Genomic DNA, 18,042 nt, shown 5'->3' with positions numbered 1-18,042 from the left:
GAGGGATCGGCATCATGAGCCGCATGGTCAGTTGGCTATCGCATCGCGAGCGGCAGCTGTTTTATATGGTCAATCGCAGAGCGCGGAACGCCGTGCTCGACAAGGCGTTTTCCGCTATCACCCATATGGGGGGCGCAACGTTTACGATCGCCCTGTCGCTTCTTATCGGCTTGGCCGGCATCGGCAAGTGGAGCCTGGCCGGCTGGGAATGCCTGATCGCGCTCGCGGTCAGCCACATTCCGGTCGCCGTCGTGAAGCGCACGTATCCGCGTCGCCGCCCTTATCTCGTCCTTCCCGAAACGAATATAGGCAAAAACCCGTTATCCGACCATTCGTTCCCGTCCGGACATTCGACCGCGATATTCGCCGTCGCCGTACCGCTTGTCGCCGCCGCTCCCGCGATCGGCTTTTTCCTGCTGCCGCTGGCCGGGCTCGTCAGCGTCTCCCGCATTTACCTCGGCCTGCATTATCCGTCGGACTGCGCGGCGGGCATCGTTATCGGCTCGACGGTAGGCCTCGCGACGGTTGCAATTCTCGGTTGAAATCATTATTGTTAGAACTAGGTTATTCCTTTTGATGGTAAAGGTCAGGTGACGGTCTGTGCGAAAGAAACGAATCTTGCTGCTTTCCGAAGGATTCGGGGCCGGCCACACGCAAGCCGCCCACGCCTTGTCCGTCGGATTGCGCCGATTGTCCCCCGAGCTGCAAACGCGGGTATTGGAATTGGGCGCTTTTTTGCATCCGACGCTGGCGCCGCTCATTTTCTCGGCCTACCGGAAAACGATTACGTCCCAGCCGAAGCTGTACGGCTTCGTCTACCGTTCGCAATACAAGAAATCGTTGAACCGGCTTACCCGGCTGGCGCTCCACCGGCTGTTCTACGGGCAGACGGCGGAAATCATCAAGCAGTTGAAGCCCGACACGATCGTCTGCACCCACCCGTTCCCGAGCGCCGTCGTCTCGCGGCTGAAGCGCGCGGGGCTGTCGGTGCCGCTGTGTACCGTCATTACGGACTACGACGCGCACGGCACCTGGATCAATCCGGAAGTGAACAAATATTTCGTCTCCACCGAAGAGGTGAAGCGGAAGCTGCTCGATCGGGGCGTGCCGGAGTCGCACATCGACGTGACCGGCATTCCGGTCCATCCGAACTTCTGGAGGCATCACAATCGCGAGGAGCTGCGCCTGCGCTTCGGGCTGAAGCCGCTGCCGACCGTGCTCGTCATGGGGGGCGGCTGGGGAATCGTCCAGCACGAGGAGCTGCTCGAGCATATGACCCGCTGGCGGGACCGGCTTCAGCTGATTTTCTGCATGGGCAGCAACGAGAAAGCGTTGACCCGTTTGGCGGACGACGAGCGGTTTCGGCATCCGAACATCCGCCTGATGGGGTTTACCCGCGAAATCGACAAGCTGATGGACGTCTCCGACCTGCTCATTACGAAGCCGGGCGGCATGACGTGCACGGAAGGCATGGCCAAAGGGCTGCCGATGCTGTTCTACAGCCCGATCCCGGGGCAGGAAGAGGAGAATTGCCAATACTTCACCGAGCAAGGCTTCGGCGAGCAGATCAAGTCGCTGGAGACGGTCGACTACTGGTTCGAGCGGCTCGTCCGCCAAGCGCCGGGCACGCATCGCGTGCAGCGCGGCTTTGCGCTGGCCTCGACCGCCTACAATCCGCAAACGTGCCACCAGGCGATCATGCGCATGCTGTCGTAACGGCCGAAACGGCCTACCCATATCCCGTCTTTCGCGTACGCGGAAGCGGGATTTTCTTTTTCGCAGCGGACATCCCTCAACCGGGCTTCCATATGTTATGCTAATCGTCGAGCGATGACGACACGTTTGCGGGAGATGAGGCCGATGGAATGGAATTGGGTTCAAATCGCGTTGGCGGCAGCGGCGGCGGTACTGATCGGCTTTTCCAAGACGGGCATATCCGGCGTGGGCATTTTGGCCGTCGCCCTGATGGCGATCGTGTTCCCGGCCAAGCAATCGGTCGGCGCCATCCTGCCGATGCTCATTACCGGCGATATCGTCGCCGTCGCCCATTATCGCAAGACGGTCGTCTGGAAGCATCTCGTCTCCCTGATCCCTTGGGTGCTCGCCGGCCTTTTGCTCGGCTTCTTCGTCATGTTCCGAATCGGGGACGGCCAGCTATCCGTGCTGCTCGGCTCGCTCATCTTGGCGCTCCTCGGGCTCCATCTGGCGAAGGACCGGCTGGAGGCGAAAATGCGATTTTCGTTTGCCCGGTCGGCTTCCTTTCAGGCGACCATGGGCGTGCTGGCCGGCTTCGCGACGATGGTGGGCAACGTGGCGGGGGCGATCATGACGATGTATTTGCTGTCGAAAGGGCTGCAAAAAAACGAATTTATCGGCACCGGAGCTTGGTTTTTCCTCGCGGTCAACGTCATCAAACTTCCGTTCAACGCCTCCCTGGGGCTTATGACGCCGGAAATGCTCGTCTTCGATCTATGGATGGTCGCCCCCATCCTGCTCGGCGCCTGGGTCGGCATCCGGATCGTGCCGCTGATCTCGCAGAGCCATTTCCAGAGGCTCATCCTCGTCTTCACCGCGCTCGGAGCGATCCGGCTGCTGCTGGCGGCATGAAAAAAACGCCACGGGATCATGACGTAACCCCTTGGCGTTTCAAACGATCGACATGCTCCGCGAGCGCGTCTTCGCCGATGACGGCTTCCAGCCGGTGAATCGGCATGTCTTGGCCGGCGAACTTCGTCTCGTATTCGGTCATGACGTTGTCCGGCGCCGGCCCGTCCTTATGCAGGTCGAGCGAAATGTTGCGCAGCCGGATATTCATATCCGCGAACGCGTTGAGCGAAAACTCGAACAGCGATCGCGAGTCGGTTTTGAAATGAATTTCCCCGTACCGGTCGAGCATGCGCGCATATTTGGCGAGAAACGCGGGATGCGTCAGCCTGCGGCGGGCGTGCTTCTTCTTCGGCCACGGGTCGCTGAAGTTCAAATATATGCGCCGAAGCTCCCCTTCCGCAAACATGTCCTCGATCCGTTCGATATTGAACAGCGCCAAGGCGAGATTGTCCGGTGCTCCTCCGTCCTCCCGGCCCGCGGCCGCACGCGCCTTGTCGCCGGCCCGGCGAATCAGCTCGTCGTACATGTCGACGCCGATGAAGTTCCACTCCGGATGAAGCACGCTCATTTCGCTGATGAATTTCCCCTTGCCCATGCCGAGCTCGACGTGAATCGGCTTGTCGTTGCCGAAACGTTCGGCCCAGCGGCCCTTCCAGTTTTGCGGATCCAGAACGATCAGATCGGTTTGCCGCTCGATCGTCTCGCGGATGCCTTTCCTGCCTCTCAGTCGCATCGTTATCCCCCACCTGTGTATTGCCCGTACGAATACTCATCATAGTGTATTTCGCGTCAAAAGAAAAGCTTGTCCGCCCGATGGACGCCCGCTTTCGTTCGATGCAAAAAGAGCGCGGCTTCCGCTTGGCGCATCTGCCGATGCGAAGCGGGGGCTGCGCTCCCGTGAGTGATGACTGTACGGTTAGACGTCCAGCGAGTGGTACGAAATGCGGTCGCCGTCCGGAATCATTTTGCGTTCCAACACTTTGCGGACTTTCTTCTTCGCGCTCAAGGCGATTTTGCTTTCCGGGCGAAAACGGATTCCGCCGCTCAAGGCCATCGCTTCTTTCAACGTCAGTTCTACCGTGATCGTTTCGTCGCCGTTCGGAATTGCAAACGATGCGTTCATGGACCTCACCTCATTCGAGTATTTTGTACCCAGTATGCCCTGAATCGACGAATCCTAAGATCGAAACTGCGAAAAGTGCGGTGGTTAAAGGATTTTGCTTGGTTTTAATATAACATATCATGTAAGGTATTGCAAGAAAAAAACGGCCCGCACAAGCCTCGATTTCGGCCTGAGCCAAGCCCGTTAATAGTGGCAATTCAGCTTGTTCCACGCTTCGGTTCGTTCCGTTTGCGGCGAAAAAATACAAACCTGGCCGACGCTGCCGCCACCGAACGTAAGGATCGCATAGTACGTTTTTTTCGAACCGTTCTCCATGAAATCGATATGGACGCGCCCGTCCCCGAGCTCGCGGTCGTGCGGCACCTTCAGCCGCTCGAAGCCGATCGGATAAAAGCCCTCTTCCTTCAACCGCTGCATCCCCCGGATCCATTCTTCCTTGCGGGGATGGCCGATCGCATGCGATGCCTCCTCGAACCGCCCGTTCGACGCCTCGGTCAGCCATTCCTGCGCGACCTTGCGGTGCCCGGGGTTGACGAGCCAGCCGATCGGGATGCCCGGATTGACGATGAACAGCAGCAGCAGGCCCATGCCCGCGACGATAAGCAGCTGCATCAGCAGGACGACAGCTTTCCCTTTCAAACCCGTCTTCCCCTTTCGGATTGGAGTCTCCTCCTCACATTATATCACCACCGTCCCCCCCAAATTATACCATCCGCAATCGCTTCGGCTTCGAAGCCCGACGGATGAAACGTTTCCCTCCCATCCTCGTAATAGTAGATGAAGAACCGATACGATTCGTTTCATTAATAGAGTCGTATCCATACCATTCGATTGGAGAGTTCCCAATGAAAAAACGTTTCGTCACTGTTCCGGCCGCGATTCTCGCGCTGTCGTTGTCCGCCGTGCCGACCTTCGCGGCCGGCGCTTCTCCGGAAGCTCCGCTGACGCGGGGACAATTTTTCAGCCAAGTCGCCGAGCACTTGAAGCTGGCTCCGGCCGACGAGAGCATCGCTCATCCAGCCGACGTGTCGGCGGACTCCCCGTACGCCGCACCGATCCGCGCGCTGATCGAACGCCATATCCTCGACGGCTATCCGGACGGCACGTTCCGCCCCGACCAGCCGATTACGAAGCAGGAAGCCGGCTACGTGCTCGCCCGTTTCCTCGGCTTCGCCGACGGCGACGCCCTCGACCGATTGCAAGCGAAATTCGGCGTATCGCTCGGCGACTCCGCTCTCGTACCGTCTGCCGCCGCCCGGCAAGCGATTCAAGCGTCGCTCGCCAACGACGCCAAGGTGGTCGAATGGCTGGAGCAGTCGTATGCCAAGCAGGCGGAGCTCAAGTCGTTCCGGTTCTCCATGGACCAATCGATGGCGATCCGGTTGAAGGGGGGGCTTCCGGTTCCGGGCTCGGTCGCCGTATCGGTGTATAGCGAAGCGGCCTTCGACCTGGAGAAAGGCATGCACATGACGACGAGCATGAAGATGCCGTCGATTCCGGACGCTCCCCAGACGATGGAGATGGAGCAATTCTTCGTCCCTGAAGGCGTGTTCATGAAAATGCCGGACCCGACCGGCAGCGGCGCAGCAAAATGGTACAACGCCTCGAAGCTGATGCCGTATACGTTCGAGCAGCTGATCGACCTGCAGAAGAACGGCGCTTCGATGAACGCCGCCCTGCTCAACAAGCTATTCTTCTACCGCGATCTCGGCGTGAAGGAGGTCGACGGCGCGAGCAAGCGGACGATTGAAGTGAACGGCAAAATCCATGACTTCGAATCGATCATGAAAGCGCTCGGCTCGGTCGTCCAGGACAAAAACCTGCTGGGCACGCTGCCGGACGCAGCCGATCTCGCCCGGATGTCGCTGTCCATGAACGGCACGATGGTGTTCGACGAAAGCACGAAGCTGATCGACCGGATGGATCTCTCCTTGTCGATCGGGTACCCGGCCACCGACACGATGCCGCTCGAAGGAATGGACATGGAGATCGCCGCCGAGTATAAAGCTTACAACGAGCAGGTCGACATCAAGCTGCCGGACGAAGCGAAGAACGCGCCGGAGCTGCCGGGTATCGGCGGCGGCGCTTTGCCGGAATTGCCGGCGACGCCGGAAGGCGAAACGCCGAACGGTGACAAGCCGGCCAACTGACGCCGCAGCGGATAAGCCCCCGCGAGGAATACCCTCGCGGGGCTTGTTTCGTTCCGGGCCCGGCTACCGTGCACGGGCACGTTCCCGTCGGCTCCCGCCGATCGGGAGGCTCGCTTCTCATGTCCGTTCGCATTCTGTTACAATAGGAAGAACGGAATTTTTCCGAAAGCGATAAAGGAGCAGTCGACCGATGACGGTACAACATTCCGCTGTCCGCCCCGCCTTATGGGGAGAGAAGCGATTTCATACGTGGAATTACGAAATGCGGGAGCAATTCGGCACGAAGGTGTTCAAGGTGATGCTGGACGCCGGCTTCACATGCCCGAACCGCGACGGCAAGATCGCGATCGGCGGCTGTACGTTTTGCAGCGCCAGAGGGTCGGGCGACTTCGCCGGCAGCCGCCGCGACGATCTCGTCACCCAATTCAACACCATCCGCGACCGGCAGCACCGGAAATGGCCGGATGCGAAATATATCGGCTACTTTCAGGCGTACACGAACACGTACGCGCCCGTGGAAGAGCTGCGCGAGTATTACGAGGTCATTCTGCAGCAGCCCGGCGTCGTCGGGCTGTCGATCGCGACGCGGCCCGATTGCTTGCCGGACGACGTCGTCGATTATTTGGCGGAGCTGAACGAACGGACGTACCTGTGGCTGGAGATGGGGCTGCAAACCGTACACGAGAGCACTTCCGAGCTGATCAACCGGGCGCACGACACGCAGTGCTACCTCGACGCCGTCGAGAAGCTGCGCAAGCGCAATATTCGCGTCTGCGCGCATATCATCTACGGCTTGCCGGGCGAGACGCACGAGATGATGCTGGATACGGCGCGCGCGGTGGCGGCGATGGACGTGCAGGGCATCAAGGTGCACCTGCTCCACTTGATGCGCAAGACGCCGATGGTGAAGCAGTACGAGGCCGGTCTCGTCCGTTTCCTGGAGAAGGACGAGTACGTCAAGCTGGTCGTCGATACGCTCGAGCTGCTGCCGCCGGACATGATCGTGCACCGGGTGACCGGAGACGCGCCGCGCGACCTGCTGATCGGACCGATGTGGAGCTTGAAGAAGTGGGAAGTGCTGAACGCGATCGACGCGGAGCTGAAGGCGCGCGATACGTGGCAGGGCAAGCTGTGGGCGGGGCGATGAGCGCGGTCCTCGCGGCAGCGGTTCGGGCCTAGGACAGAAGCGGCCGGAACAACCATTAAAGAGCGGTTTCTTGGAAGATCTAAGGAACCGCTCTTTTTGCATATCCGGCGTATAGCGTACCGGACAAGAAGCTTTCGCGAACCGTCCGACCTCCTGCGTCTGCCTACGCCGATTCTGTCCCGTAAATTATATATATCCACACGTGTATTATAGTGTATATAAGTTTCTACACGAATTATACACATCTTATCCACAATTTCATATATACTACCTGCAATACGCATGGCCGCCCCGCACCGAGCATCCTTCGCGCTGCAGTTCCCGCCCAGCCCCCCTTGTCCGCCCGACCCGCTACGGCCGATGCCCGTACTTCCCCGTCTCGTAATACGGGTAGTCCATTACCCGCATCACATCCGGGACCGGCTCCGGGCCGAGAAGCCGCTCCAGCAAATACAACCCCAGATCGATCGACGTGCTGACTCCGCCCCCCGTGATGACGTTGCCGTCGACGACGATGCGCTCCCGGACGACTTCCGCACAATACGGCTCGAGCAAATCGTACGCAAGCGGATGGGTCGTCGCTCGCCGTCCCTGCAAAAATCCCGCCGCCCCCAGCAAAAGCGACCCGGTACAAACCGACACCCGCAGCGGCACCCGCTCCGCCGTACGCAGCCACCCGACGAACGCATCGTCGTGGCGCAGCGCCCGCGTCCCCATTCCTCCCGGCACGAACACCAAATCGTACCCGGATAAATCGGGACGAACGAGACCGACCCGGATCGTAACGCCGAGCTCGTCGCACACCTCCTCCTTCACCCCGCACAAATCCCAGGAAACGTCCTCCATCAGCCGCATCACCCGCAGCCTCGTGATCACGTCGTAAAAACCGACGAAATCGAGCGTCGTCATTCCGTCGAACAACACGAACGCCATCTTCATCCCAACGCCTCCCTGTTCCCTAAAAGAATCGAATAAAACAAAAAAGCATCCGGTCGGTCGACCAAACGCTTTGCCCAGGCGTACGGCGGTATGACGCGGCGCTCCCTCATGGTGACCCATGTTACGCCAGTTGCGCGGCGATACGAATCGTATTCGTCCCCCTTATATTATCGGAACATTCCGACAACCGTCAATCGCAATGCGCACGAAGGAGGAGGACGTCGCCGTCGAACCGATCGGCCTACCAAGCCGTTCCTTCTAATTGAGAGCTCGCGAAACGAACCGTCGAACGGAGGAGGAACTTCCATGAAAACAAAAGCGCTGCTGCCCTTGGCGCTGGCCGTTTTGCTGACAACGGCCGCCTGCGGCGGACAACGGGAGGCGTCGACGTCCGACGCCGGGCAAACGGCCCAAAACGAAGCGGAGAGCCGGCCCCCGGCGGATACGCCGAAAACCGCCGAAGCACCCAAGACGGAAGCGCCCAAGCCGGCGGATGCCCCCAAAGGGGAAGCGCCCAAAACCGACGGCGCATCCGGTGCCGGTACGGCGAAACCCGCCTCGCCCCAAGCGGAACCGTCCAAGATGGAAGCTCCCAAAATCGAGACGCCCAAAACGGAACCGAATGCGGAAGCGCCTCAAGCCGGGACGCCGAAAACCGAGACGCCGAAGCCGGCAGCCACGCCGAGCGCGAATGCGCCGTCCGCGCCGAGCGGCGCAACCGCCCAGACCGAATCGCCCAAAGCCGGCGCGCCCCAGACGGAGCCTCCGAAAACCGAGGCGCCCAAGCCGACCGAGCCGGCCAAAACGGAGCCGGCCAAGGAGCAGCCTTCCGCCGACACGACCGCAACCGCCAAAGCCGAGGAGCTGTTCAAAGGAAACTGCATGGCGTGCCACGGCGGCAGCTTGGAAGGCAAATCGGGCCCCAACCTGCAGAAGGTCGGCGGCACGCTGACGAAGGAGCAAATCATGACGCAAATCGCGAAAGGCGGCTCGAAAATGCCGGGCTTCGAAAAAAAGCTCGACGCCGAGGCGATCGAGACGCTGGCCGGCTGGCTCGCCGCCAAAAAATGACGTTCCGCCGACCGGCCGATCAAGCCCACCTCCATTAGCGAGTCGACGACGCCGGTTCGTGCGGCTGCGGTATTCCGAATGCTTCCATGCCCTCTCGTCCCATGACGTGAGGGCTATTGTATTCGGCGCGGGGATATGGTATGTTTTCGCTGGAAAATTCGATCAGCCACCCGGAGGATGCGTATGGGCTTCTTATCCGTATTGAGCTTCGCTCACCGCTGCGTCGCCGACCGGATTCGTCCGGGCGACGCTGCGATAGACGCCACGGTCGGCACCGGGGCGGATACGGCGTTTTTGTGCAAGGCGGTCGGCCCGCAGGGCGCCGTCTTTGCCTTCGATATTCAAGCCGAGGCGCTCGCGCGGGCCCGCGAACGGATTGCCGCGCTTCCGGACGCGCCGAAGCGGCTGCAGCTGCTGCTGCGCAGCCATGCGGAGATGCGCGAGGCGATTCCGGAAGAGCTGCACGGCCGCATCGCCGCCGTCATGTTCAACCTCGGCTACTTGCCGGGGGGCGACGAGCGGATCATCACCCGCCCGGAATCGACGATCCCGGCGCTCCAGACGGCGATCTCCCTGTTGAAGCCGGACGGCGTGCTGACCGTCGTCCTGTACCCCGGCCACGAAGGCGGAGGCGAGGAAGCCGAACGGGTCGAGCGGTGGGCGGAATCGCTGCCCGAGACCGAGTATCGGACGGTCGTATACCGGTTCGCCAACCGAAGCGGTCATCCGCCCTACGTCATCGCCGTCGAACGCAAGAAGAAGCCGACCGTCCGCGCGGCGCATCCTTTTCCGGATGGACACGAAAGCGAGGGAACCGACGAATGAAACCATATCCGCTCCGATTCAAGCCGGAAATGAAAGAACGCGTCTGGGGAGGCCGAGCGCTCGAGCAGTTCGGACTGTCGCTACCCGACGGACCGATCGGCGAAGGCTGGATGATCGGCGATCATCCGAACGGCACGACCAAGGTGATCAACGGCGAGCTGGCCGGACTCGGGCTCGACGAAGTGCGCGAACGGTACGGCAAGTCGGTTTTCGGCGCGAAGGGCTACGCCGTAAACGGCCGTTTCCCGCTGCTTGTCAAGCTGCTCGACTGCAACGACGACTTGTCCGTGCAGGTTCACCCCGGCAACGAGTACGCCGGTCTTCCGGAAGGGGAGCTCGGCAAGACGGAAATGTGGTACGTGCTCGACGCGAAGCCCGGCGCGAAAATCATTTACGGGCTGAACCCCGGCGTGACGCGCGAGTCGATGGCCCGGGCGATCGCCGACAACCGGATCATGGACTGCCTGCAGGTCGTCGAGGTGTCCGCCGGCGATTCGTTCTACATTCCGGCCGGTACGGTTCACGCGTTGTGCGCGGGCGTCCTGGTCGCGGAAATCCAGCAAAATTCGGACACCACCTACCGGCTGTACGATTACGGCCGGCTCGGGCTCGACGGCAAGCCGCGAGAGCTGCATATCGAGGATTCGCTCAACGTCACCGCCTACGAGGGCAGCGGCGCGACCCGGATGAAGACGGACGTCCGTGCCGCCAACGACTGGCTTCGGATCGCCGCCTCCCCTTATTTCATCGTGGAGAAGGGCGTAACGAGCGGCCGGTGGACGTTATCCGCCGCGCCGGACAGCTTCACCATCCTCGTCGTGTGCGAGGGGACCGGAACGCTGGAATGGGCGGACGGCTCGCTCGAGCTCGAGCGCGGCGCCTGCTTCCTGCTGCCCGCCGATTTGCCCGAATACGCGCTGAACGGCGAAGCGACCGTCCTGCGCAGCTACTTGCCGTAGATCATCCCGTACAGCGGGGCGCCACGCAAGCCGCCCGCCGACAAGAGAGCCTCCCGAAGGGGCTCTCTTTCGTTTTAACGCGAGGAAGGAATTGTAAACGGATTGCGTCTTTACGGCCCGCAGGCCGTCCGCTATAATCGTACTGTTCTGCGCATCCTGCCTTATACTTCATCGTACGGGAGACAAACGCCCATGGAACATCCTACGTTAGACATCATCCTGTTTCTCATCGCCGCGGGCTTCGTCGCCTCGTTCGTCGACTCCGTCGTCGGCGGGGGCGGGCTCATCTCCGTCCCGGCCCTGCTGTGGACCGGCCTGCCGCCGGGAATCGTGCTGGGCACGAACAAGCTGGGCGGTACGATGTCCTCGCTCACGAGCTCGATTTCGTTTCTGATGTCGGGCAAAATGGACGTCAGGCTCGTCCGGAAATGGTTCCCGCTATCGCTCGTCGGCTCGGCCGCCGGTGCCTATACGGTCCGCCTCCTCCCGCCCGATTTCCTGAAGCCGCTCGTCATCGTGATGCTGGTCGCCGTAACCGTATACACGCTGTTCAAGAAAAAAGGACCCGACCGTCCCGCCTTTACGCGGCTGACGACGCGGATTGCGGTGCTGGGCGCCGTCGCGGCGTTCGCGATCGGCTACTACGACGGCTTCTTCGGTCCGGGGACCGGTTCGTTTTTGCTGTTCGCCTTCGTGCTGCTCGGCTTCGACTTCGTCACGGCCGCCGGCAACGCCAAAGCGCTCAATTTGGCAAGCAACGTCGGCAGTCTCGCCACGTTCGCGTTCATGGGCTACGTCAATCCGTATTACGGGGTACCGATGGCTCTAGCCATGGTAGCGGGCGCGCTCGTCGGCTCCCGGTTCGCCATCCGCAAAGGCGCGAGCTACGTGAAGCCGCTGTTCGTCGGAGTCACGGCGCTTTTGATCGGCAAGCAAATTTGGGATCTGCTGTCGTAAGGAAACGAAAACGGCCGCGACGCCGAAGCGCGCAGCCGTTTTTTTGTGTTTCATTCCGCCGGTACGCGGGGAAGCGAGATGCGCACCTCCGTGCCGGCTTCGTCCCCCTTCAGCTCGTAGCGTCCGCCCATCTTGTGCAGCACCACCTCGCAGAAGCTCAAGCCCAATCCGATCGAATCCTCCTTCGTCGTGAAGAAAGGATCCTTCACCTGCTTCATCACGTCCTCGGCGATGCCCGGTCCCGAATCGCGGATCGTGAACGCCGCCCCCTCGCCGGTCAGCTCGACGGCGAGCCGGATACGGCCGCTGCCGTTCGTCGCCTCGAACGAATTTTTCATAAACTCGTTCAGCACTTCCTGCAAGTAATAGGGGTCGACCAGCAGATGGCCGTCGACGGCCGGGTATTCGCAGACGAGCGAAACGCCTTGCCGGATCGCCTCCTTCTGCACGGACGGCACGTACGACTCCAGAAAGGCGGAGAGGAGCACCGGCCGCAGCTGAAGCTGAAACGGCTTGCCGAGATGCAGCCACCGCTTGACGTACTTGCTGATCTCCGTCACTTGGTGGGTAGCCAGCGTAATATAATGGTCGACGCTTTGGGAAACGAGATGGTCGGACAAATGATTGGAGGCGAGGTTCGCCTTCAGCGTCGCCTCGATCAGCTGGAGGCTCCCTCTCACGACGGCGAGCGGATTGAGGATGCTGTTCGCGGTACCCGCGGCCATGTCGCCGATCAGCTTCCGTTTCTCGTTCATCAGCTTCATTTCGTAGTATTGGCTCAAGCCCGAAATGTCGAACAGCGCCGTATGGTAGCGATCGCCTTCCTCCGCCTCCAGCCGGTAGCAAAACAAGATCAGATGCAGCACCCGCTCGCCGGAAGGCTCCTCGATGACGACGCCGGACACGTTCTGCTTCTGGTTGATCGCGAGCGAGACGACTTTGCGCAGCTGAGACTTGTCCGGCAGCGCGTCGCCGACGTCAACCCGGTACGTTTCCTTGAATTTGGCGTTCGCGGATACTACTTCCATCCGTTCATCGACCGACGCGATATAGAAATCAATATCCGGTGATTCCATGACGAAATCGAAAACGTTCATTCATCCTACGCCCTTTAGCCTCTTGCTGGTCCGTTCCGCGCAATTGCTCCGAAGAGAGCGTTCGTGTTCGTATCGCAAAAACCTCTCCGTATGAATCGCATCCGACCGCCGCAATGGAGCCGCTTTCCTCCCCTCCCCGCGTTCCCGCCGCACGAACCGCGAACGAGACCGGGAAAGGCCGATTCAGCCCTCCGAATTCGAGTGTACCATGCGGGACGGCAAAGAAAAAGGGATTTCCGTTCGCGCGGCCGGTTCGGTATAATGGAAGACGATTGGAATTGACTGACAGGAGGAGCAACGCGATGACAACGAGACAAAACGCCGTATGGCTCTACTTGGGCTCCGAAGCCAGAAACGCGGAGGAAATCGCCGCCTTCGCCGAGTGGTGCGAACGCAACGAGGTCGGCAAGGTGCTCGTCCACCTGAGCTTGTCGGGACGTCATCCCGAATCGGCCGAGCAGCGCGTGGCGGCGCTCGCGGAAGCGTGCGGAAGCCGCGGGATCGAAATACACGGCATGGTGTCGACGCTCCATCAGCGGGTCGCCGACCGGGACGAGCTGACGCTTCGCGACAAGTCGTACTACTGCGTGGACGCACACGGCTTGTCCAACTACGAGGAGCCGATTACCGGACACGGCTACGTCCTCGACCCGCGCCACCCGGACGTCGTGCGGACCGTATCCGCGCAGTGCGCCGAGCTATTGAGACAATTCCCGGGCTTGAGCGGCATTCATTTGGACTTCATCCGATATTACCATTACGACAGCAAGCTCGTGATCGATACGAAGAGCGCCGGCCATTGGATCGGCCTGCCCAAGGCGGGACAGCCGATCCGGCTGGAAACGGCCGACGGCGTGAAGACGACCTTTTTCGTCGAACAGGCGAGCAACGTCTACAACGACCCGCCGATCGGCGACAAGCTCGTCCTGTCCCGCACGTACCGGTACTGCTTCTGCGACGATTGTCTGGACGGCTTCGAGCGGCGCTACGGCGTCACGCTCCCGGACGCGGCGGCGGATACCGCGGCCAAAGCGTCATGGATTCTTGCGAACCGTCCCGCCGAGTGGGCCGAGTACCGCGCGTCCATCGTGACGAACCTTGTGGGCGCGATCCGCGAAGCGATTCGAGGCGTCCGCCCCGACGCCTCGCTGTCGGCCGCCGTCTGGTACAATGCGCCGTACGGCAACGAGCTGCGCGGAGAGCCGATGCTCCCGGACAGCGAATACGAATGCTTCGGCCAGAAATGGTGGGAGTGGGTCGAGCGGGGCTACGTCGATTTCGTCTGCCCGATGGATTATTGGATGGAGCCGGGCAGCTTCGCGGGAGTCGTCGAAGGGCAGATCCGCAAGGCGGGCGGCCGCGTACCCGTCTATGCCGGGCTGCTGCGGACGCCGGAATACGACGTTTCGCGGGAACGGTACGGCGAATATGCGCGCCGCGCGGAGGAAGCCGGAGCGAACGGCCTCTGCTTTTTCCATTACGGATCGTGGAAGCAGCTGCTGTAGCGGCCCGCCCGCGCGCTCCGTTCGCTCCGGTTTGACGGAGACCTCCCCGCAATGCTTTAATGATCATAGCTAATCGGCCGGCGCGACCAACGGCCGGACAGGAAGGGAGCGCTTCACACGCATGCAACGCGCCAAAGCCGTATTGAAAGAATGGCTGCCTCCGCTCGTCATCGCCGTCGTCCTCAGTCTGCTCATCCAGACGTTCGTGGCACAGGCGGTCAAGGTGCCGAGCGGCTCGATGCTGCCGAATATCCGCATCAACGACCGGCTGATCGTGCTCAAGCTGAAGGCGTTCACCGAGTACAAGCACGGCGATATCGTCGTCTTCAACCATGCCGCCGAAGGACGGGACGAGGTGCGCTACGTCAAGCGGCTGATCGGACTTCCCGGCGACACGATCGAGGTAAAGGACGGCGCGCTGTACCGCAACGGCCAAAAAGCGGACGAGCCGTATTTGACCGTCAAAATGAACTACAAGTTCGGGCCGGTCACCGTTCCCGACAATCAATACTTTTTTTTGGGCGACAACCGCAACGAAAGCTATGACGCCCATCTATGGCCGAAGCCGTACGTCGACGCAAGCGAGCTGGTCGGCAAAGTCGTCTTCCGGTTTTACCCGTTCAACCGGATCGGACCGTTGTGAATGCAACGGTTCTTTTTTTTGCCCCGGAACGCATTTCGAGACAATTAATAGGCAGGAAAGCGGAGGCGGAATCGGCTACAATATAGTTACAAGTTAAATACAACTGAGGCGCCATCCCTATCGAAAGGCGCCAATACGAAGAAACGAAGGTGAGACTATGAGCAAGCTGGCCATTAACGGCGGGACGCCGGTCCGCAGCCGTCCGCTTCCGCCGAACTATCCCGGCGCCGTCGTCTACGGCAAGGAAGAGGCCGATTTCGCGTCCGAGGTCATCTATGCCCAATCCCCGTTCCGGTATTACGGACCGCATATGAAGGGCGCGGTCGAGGCGCTCGAAAACGCGATGACGCGCGATTTCGGCGTCCCGTATGCGCTGGCCGTCACCTCGGGAACGGCCGCCCTCATCGTGGCGATGAAGGCGCTCGGCATCGGCTACGGCGATAAGGTTATCGTCCCGGCGAATACGTTTCTCGCCACCGCGGGCGCGGTCGTCTGCTCCAACGCCGTTCCGGTATTTTGCGACGTCGACGACAGCCTGAACCTTGATCCGGCCGATCTGGACCGCGTCTACGACGAAGACGTCAAGGCGGTCATCGTCGTGCCGATACTCGGCAATCCGGTCGACATGGACCCGGTCGTCGCCTTTGCGAAGAAGCATGGCATCGCCGTCATCGAGGACGTGGCCCAATCTTGCGGCGTCCGCTACAAGGGCCGGTACGCCGGGACGATCGGCGACATCGGCACGTTCAGCTTCCAGATGAACAAGATCATCACGTCCGGCGAAGGCGGCGCCGTCGCGACGCACGACGTCAAGCTGATGGAGCGGGCGATCCGCTACCACGACCAGGGCATGATCCGCCACCGCGACCGGTACGGCATCGATTCGCCCGACGACGCCTTCGCCTTCTCCGGCCAAAACTACCGGATGAACGAGCTTTCCGGCGCCGTCATGCTCGAGCAGTGGAAAAAGCTGCCTTCGATCGTCGCCAATATGAAGAAGCGTCACGACCGGATCGCGGACGCCCTCGCCGCCGAAATTCCCGGCATCCGCTTTCGCGCCTGCCCGGACCCGGACGGGTGCATCGGCTCGAACCTCGGCATTATTTTTCCGACAGCCGAAGCGACCGCTTCCTTCAACCGGGCGCTGAACGCCGAAAACGTCCAAGCGCACATCCTGTACGGCGGCAAGCCGGTGTATATGAACCCGTCGCTGCTGCATCGGCGATCGGCGGAGAAGGACGGATTCCCGTACAATTACCCGTTCAACAAGCCGGTCGTCTATACGGAGGACATGTGCCCGAAGGCGGTCGATCTCATTCCGCGGACGACGTACATCCCGATCTCGCCGATCTTGACCGACGGGGACGCCGACGACATTATCGAAGCGGTCGCGAAGGTGCATCGCGAGCTGCAGGTCGTCGTATAACCCGCAAACCGCATCCGCGGCCCGAAGCCGCGATAATACGACCGAAAGGCCCCTGCGCGGACAGGGGCCTTCTTCTCATGGGAGGGACGCGCCATGCCGCATCCGCAAATCCGGGCGAACGGAACGAACGTTCCGCCCGACGACGCGCCGCGGGCCAACCGCTGGTCCGTCATGCATATCGTCAACCTCGGCACGTTCATGAATACGCTCGACGTCGGGATCGTCCAGCTGGCGCTGCCGACGATGGCGGCTCAATTCGGAACGACGCTCGCGGGCGTCCAATGGATCGTCACGTCTTACTTGCTCACGATGGTCGCGCTGCTGCCGATCGTCGGGAAGCTGTCCGACCGGCTCAGCCGGAAAACGATATACAGCGCCGGCTTCCTCCTGTTCGCGATCGGCTCACTGTTCGCCGCGCTGTCCGGTTCGCTCGCCGCCATGATCGCGTCGCGATGCGTGCAGGGCGCCGGCGCCGCGATGATTATGGCGAACAGCCAGGCGATGGTGCGCGCCCTGTTTCCCGACCGGGAGCGCGGGCGGGCGCTCGGCGTCAACACGATCGTCATGTCGGCCGGGACGCTCGCCGGTCCCGCCGCCGGCGGCTTCCTGATGGAATTCGGCGGCTGGCCGCTGCTGTTCTGGATCAACGTGCCGATCGGCATCGTCGCCACCGTCCTCGGCTTGCGCCTGTTTCCCGACAACGAGCGCAACGTGCGTCCGCTCGACCTGTTCGGATCGGCGCTGCTTGCGATCGGCACCTCCGTGCTGCTGTACGCGTCCGTCGCCAGCGAAGAGAACGGCTTCTCCTCCTCCGTCCTGCTCTGGGGAGGCTTCGGGCTCGTCCTTCTCGTCGTCCTCGTCCTGTACGAACGCAAGCTCGAGCACGGCATCCTCGATCCGGTGCTGTACCGCAACCGCGCCGTGGGCGTCGGCAATTTGTCCGCTTTTTTGTTTTATGCGGCGCAGATGGGGTCGATCGTCCCGCTTACGTTTTACATGCAGGACACGCTCGGGCTGTCGACCCGGACGACGGGGCTTCTCCTCGCGATCCAGCCGGTCGCCATGGCGCTGGCGGGGCCGCTGGCCGGCTATTGGCGGGACCGCCGCGGCGCGTTCGGCCCGACGACGGCCGGAGCGTGCTGCTGCGCGCTCGCGATGGCGCCCGCCGTCGTCGCGGACGGCGTCGGCTGGGGCGGCGCCGCGTTCTACTGCGGCTTGTTCGGCTTCGGCAGCGGCCTGTTCCTCGCCGCGAACAACGCCGACATCATGGGCAACGCGCCGGCGGACAAGGCGAGCCTCGTCGGCAGCATGCTGGCGCTCATCCGCTACTTGGGCATGATCGTCGGCACGGGACTCGCGGTGCTGTTCGCCGGTTCGTTGGGCGGCGCCGGCGCGGACGCGTTCGCCCCCGGCACGATGCGCATCCTGTTCGCCCTGTGCGCCTTGCTCGCCTTAGGCGCGATGGGCGTCGGCTGGCTGCGTCCCCGCCTCCGTGCCGGACGCGCCGGCGAAGCGTCCTCCGGCTAGCCGTTCGCTGCGACGCAGACAGGCCGGCACTGCGAACATGCACGCGATCGTCAAGGCGACGACGAC

18 protein-coding genes and 1 riboswitch are annotated in these 18,042 nt (G+C 61.7%); of the genes, 13 read left to right on the top strand and 5 right to left on the bottom strand.

The features are described 5' to 3' along the window. Positions 1-14 precede the first annotated feature (14 nt). From DLM86_RS18645 to DLM86_RS18635, 3 genes are all read left to right on the top strand, one after another. Positions 15-542: a phosphatase PAP2 family protein gene (locus DLM86_RS18645; RefSeq protein WP_110841567.1), complete on the top strand. Its 528-nt coding sequence runs from the start codon at positions 15-17 to the stop codon at positions 540-542. Positions 543-600: 58 nt separating this feature from the next. Then, on the top strand, positions 601-1,716 hold the full coding sequence (locus tag DLM86_RS18640) for an MGDG synthase family glycosyltransferase (RefSeq protein WP_110841566.1): 1,116 nt from the start codon (positions 601-603) through the stop codon (positions 1,714-1,716). Between the two features lie 144 nt (positions 1,717-1,860). Continuing rightward, positions 1,861-2,607, top strand: a complete 747-nt coding sequence (locus DLM86_RS18635; protein WP_110841565.1) for a sulfite exporter TauE/SafE family protein — start codon at positions 1,861-1,863, stop codon at positions 2,605-2,607. Positions 2,608-2,623: 16 nt separating this feature from the next. Here DLM86_RS18635 and trmB read toward each other — a convergent pair whose 3' ends face one another. The 3 genes from trmB to DLM86_RS18620 all read right to left on the bottom strand — a co-directional run bounded on the left by trmB (position 2,624) and on the right by DLM86_RS18620 (position 4,369). Further along, a complete protein-coding gene (gene trmB / locus DLM86_RS18630; RefSeq protein ID WP_110841564.1) occupies positions 2,624-3,340 on the bottom strand; it encodes a tRNA (guanosine(46)-N7)-methyltransferase TrmB in 717 nt (238 codons plus the stop codon). 183 nt (positions 3,341-3,523) lie between these two features. Continuing rightward, entirely contained in the window at positions 3,524-3,730 is a 207-nt protein-coding gene (locus DLM86_RS18625; protein WP_110841563.1) for a hypothetical protein, read from the bottom strand. A gap of 183 nt (positions 3,731-3,913) precedes the next feature. After that, positions 3,914-4,369 (bottom strand): hypothetical protein, encoded by a 456-nt coding sequence (locus DLM86_RS18620; RefSeq protein ID WP_110841562.1) that lies wholly within the window; start codon positions 4,367-4,369, stop codon positions 3,914-3,916. Positions 4,370-4,575: 206 nt separating this feature from the next. Here DLM86_RS18620 and DLM86_RS18615 point away from each other — a divergent pair, with 206 nt between their 5' ends. After that, positions 4,576-5,880, top strand: coding sequence for an S-layer homology domain-containing protein (locus DLM86_RS18615; RefSeq protein WP_158289554.1), 1,305 nt, complete (start codon positions 4,576-4,578; stop codon positions 5,878-5,880). Positions 5,881-6,070: 190 nt separating this feature from the next. Beyond that, on the top strand, positions 6,071-7,027 hold the full coding sequence (gene mnmL / locus DLM86_RS18610; protein ID WP_110841560.1) for a tRNA modification radical SAM protein MnmL/YtqA: 957 nt from the start codon (positions 6,071-6,073) through the stop codon (positions 7,025-7,027). A 351-nt stretch (positions 7,028-7,378) separates the two neighbouring features. Here the strand turns inward: mnmL and DLM86_RS18605 are convergent, their stop codons facing one another. Further along, on the bottom strand, positions 7,379-7,966 hold the full coding sequence (locus tag DLM86_RS18605) for a DJ-1/PfpI family protein (RefSeq protein WP_110841559.1): 588 nt from the start codon (positions 7,964-7,966) through the stop codon (positions 7,379-7,381). A gap of 65 nt (positions 7,967-8,031) precedes the next feature. Continuing rightward, positions 8,032-8,110, bottom strand: a riboswitch (ZMP/ZTP riboswitch). A gap of 162 nt (positions 8,111-8,272) precedes the next feature. Between DLM86_RS18605 and DLM86_RS32760 the strand changes: the two genes are divergently transcribed. The 4 genes from DLM86_RS32760 to DLM86_RS18585 all read left to right on the top strand — a co-directional run bounded on the left by DLM86_RS32760 (position 8,273) and on the right by DLM86_RS18585 (position 11,778). Then, positions 8,273-9,037 (top strand): c-type cytochrome, encoded by a 765-nt coding sequence (locus tag DLM86_RS32760; RefSeq protein WP_245954708.1) that lies wholly within the window; start codon positions 8,273-8,275, stop codon positions 9,035-9,037. A gap of 183 nt (positions 9,038-9,220) precedes the next feature. Continuing rightward, positions 9,221-9,862 (top strand): tRNA 5-(aminomethyl)-2-thiouridylate-methyltransferase MnmM, encoded by a 642-nt coding sequence (gene mnmM, locus DLM86_RS18595; RefSeq protein ID WP_110841558.1) that lies wholly within the window; start codon positions 9,221-9,223, stop codon positions 9,860-9,862. Further along, the gene (locus DLM86_RS18590; protein ID WP_110841557.1) at positions 9,859-10,821 is read left to right on the top strand and encodes a type I phosphomannose isomerase catalytic subunit; all 963 of its coding nucleotides are present in this window, start codon (positions 9,859-9,861) and stop codon (positions 10,819-10,821) included. The genes mnmM and DLM86_RS18590 overlap by 4 nt, the downstream gene beginning before the upstream one ends. A gap of 192 nt (positions 10,822-11,013) precedes the next feature. Then, positions 11,014-11,778 carry a sulfite exporter TauE/SafE family protein gene (locus tag DLM86_RS18585; protein ID WP_110841556.1) on the top strand — a complete coding sequence of 255 codons (765 nt, stop codon included), beginning with the start codon at positions 11,014-11,016 and terminating at the stop codon, positions 11,776-11,778. Between the two features lie 50 nt (positions 11,779-11,828). On the opposite strand, the gene DLM86_RS18580 is transcribed toward DLM86_RS18585, so the two are convergent. Then, entirely contained in the window at positions 11,829-12,875 is a 1,047-nt protein-coding gene (locus DLM86_RS18580; RefSeq protein WP_110841555.1) for an ATP-binding protein, read from the bottom strand. 302 nt (positions 12,876-13,177) lie between these two features. Here DLM86_RS18580 and DLM86_RS18575 point away from each other — a divergent pair, with 302 nt between their 5' ends. The 4 genes from DLM86_RS18575 to DLM86_RS18560 all read left to right on the top strand — a co-directional run bounded on the left by DLM86_RS18575 (position 13,178) and on the right by DLM86_RS18560 (position 17,976). Next, entirely contained in the window at positions 13,178-14,380 is a 1,203-nt protein-coding gene (locus DLM86_RS18575; RefSeq protein ID WP_158289553.1) for a family 10 glycosylhydrolase, read from the top strand. Positions 14,381-14,501: 121 nt separating this feature from the next. Beyond that, positions 14,502-15,023, top strand: a complete 522-nt coding sequence (lepB, locus tag DLM86_RS18570; RefSeq protein WP_110841553.1) for a signal peptidase I — start codon at positions 14,502-14,504, stop codon at positions 15,021-15,023. A 157-nt stretch (positions 15,024-15,180) separates the two neighbouring features. After that, positions 15,181-16,449: a DegT/DnrJ/EryC1/StrS family aminotransferase gene (locus DLM86_RS18565; RefSeq protein ID WP_110841552.1), complete on the top strand. Its 1,269-nt coding sequence runs from the start codon at positions 15,181-15,183 to the stop codon at positions 16,447-16,449. Positions 16,450-16,542: 93 nt separating this feature from the next. Next, entirely contained in the window at positions 16,543-17,976 is a 1,434-nt protein-coding gene (locus tag DLM86_RS18560; RefSeq protein ID WP_110841551.1) for an MFS transporter, read from the top strand. Positions 17,977-18,042 lie beyond the last annotated feature (66 nt).

The sequence above is a fragment of the Paenibacillus flagellatus genome (assembly GCF_003217775.1).
GTDB lineage: Bacteria > Bacillota > Bacilli > Paenibacillales > NBRC-103111 > Paenibacillus_AB > Paenibacillus_AB flagellatus.
Note: the sequence above shows the minus strand (reverse complement) of the source record. Positions and strands in the feature narration are given on the sequence as shown.

Excerpts from the sequence above, each read along its gene's own strand:
- DLM86_RS18645 (WP_110841567.1), top strand. The coding sequence starts at position 15 with ATGAGCCGCATGGTCAGTTGGCTATCGCATCGCGAGCGGCAGCTGTTT.
- DLM86_RS18635 (WP_110841565.1), top strand. The coding sequence starts at position 1,861 with ATGGAATGGAATTGGGTTCAAATCGCGTTGGCGGCAGCGGCGGCGGTA.
- trmB (WP_110841564.1), bottom strand. The coding sequence starts at position 3,340 with ATGCGACTGAGAGGCAGGAAAGGCATCCGCGAGACGATCGAGCGGCAA.
- DLM86_RS18625 (WP_110841563.1), bottom strand. The coding sequence starts at position 3,730 with ATGAACGCATCGTTTGCAATTCCGAACGGCGACGAAACGATCACGGTA.
- DLM86_RS18615 (WP_158289554.1), top strand. The coding sequence starts at position 4,576 with ATGAAAAAACGTTTCGTCACTGTTCCGGCCGCGATTCTCGCGCTGTCG.
- mnmL (WP_110841560.1), top strand. The coding sequence starts at position 6,071 with ATGACGGTACAACATTCCGCTGTCCGCCCCGCCTTATGGGGAGAGAAG.
- DLM86_RS18605 (WP_110841559.1), bottom strand. The coding sequence starts at position 7,966 with ATGAAGATGGCGTTCGTGTTGTTCGACGGAATGACGACGCTCGATTTC.
- DLM86_RS32760 (WP_245954708.1), top strand. The coding sequence starts at position 8,273 with ATGAAAACAAAAGCGCTGCTGCCCTTGGCGCTGGCCGTTTTGCTGACA.
- mnmM (WP_110841558.1), top strand. The coding sequence starts at position 9,221 with ATGGGCTTCTTATCCGTATTGAGCTTCGCTCACCGCTGCGTCGCCGAC.
- DLM86_RS18590 (WP_110841557.1), top strand. The coding sequence starts at position 9,859 with ATGAAACCATATCCGCTCCGATTCAAGCCGGAAATGAAAGAACGCGTC.
- DLM86_RS18585 (WP_110841556.1), top strand. The coding sequence starts at position 11,014 with ATGGAACATCCTACGTTAGACATCATCCTGTTTCTCATCGCCGCGGGC.
- DLM86_RS18580 (WP_110841555.1), bottom strand. The coding sequence starts at position 12,875 with ATGAACGTTTTCGATTTCGTCATGGAATCACCGGATATTGATTTCTAT.
- DLM86_RS18575 (WP_158289553.1), top strand. The coding sequence starts at position 13,178 with ATGACAACGAGACAAAACGCCGTATGGCTCTACTTGGGCTCCGAAGCC.
- lepB (WP_110841553.1), top strand. The coding sequence starts at position 14,502 with ATGCAACGCGCCAAAGCCGTATTGAAAGAATGGCTGCCTCCGCTCGTC.
- DLM86_RS18565 (WP_110841552.1), top strand. The coding sequence starts at position 15,181 with ATGAGCAAGCTGGCCATTAACGGCGGGACGCCGGTCCGCAGCCGTCCG.
- DLM86_RS18560 (WP_110841551.1), top strand. The coding sequence starts at position 16,543 with ATGCCGCATCCGCAAATCCGGGCGAACGGAACGAACGTTCCGCCCGAC.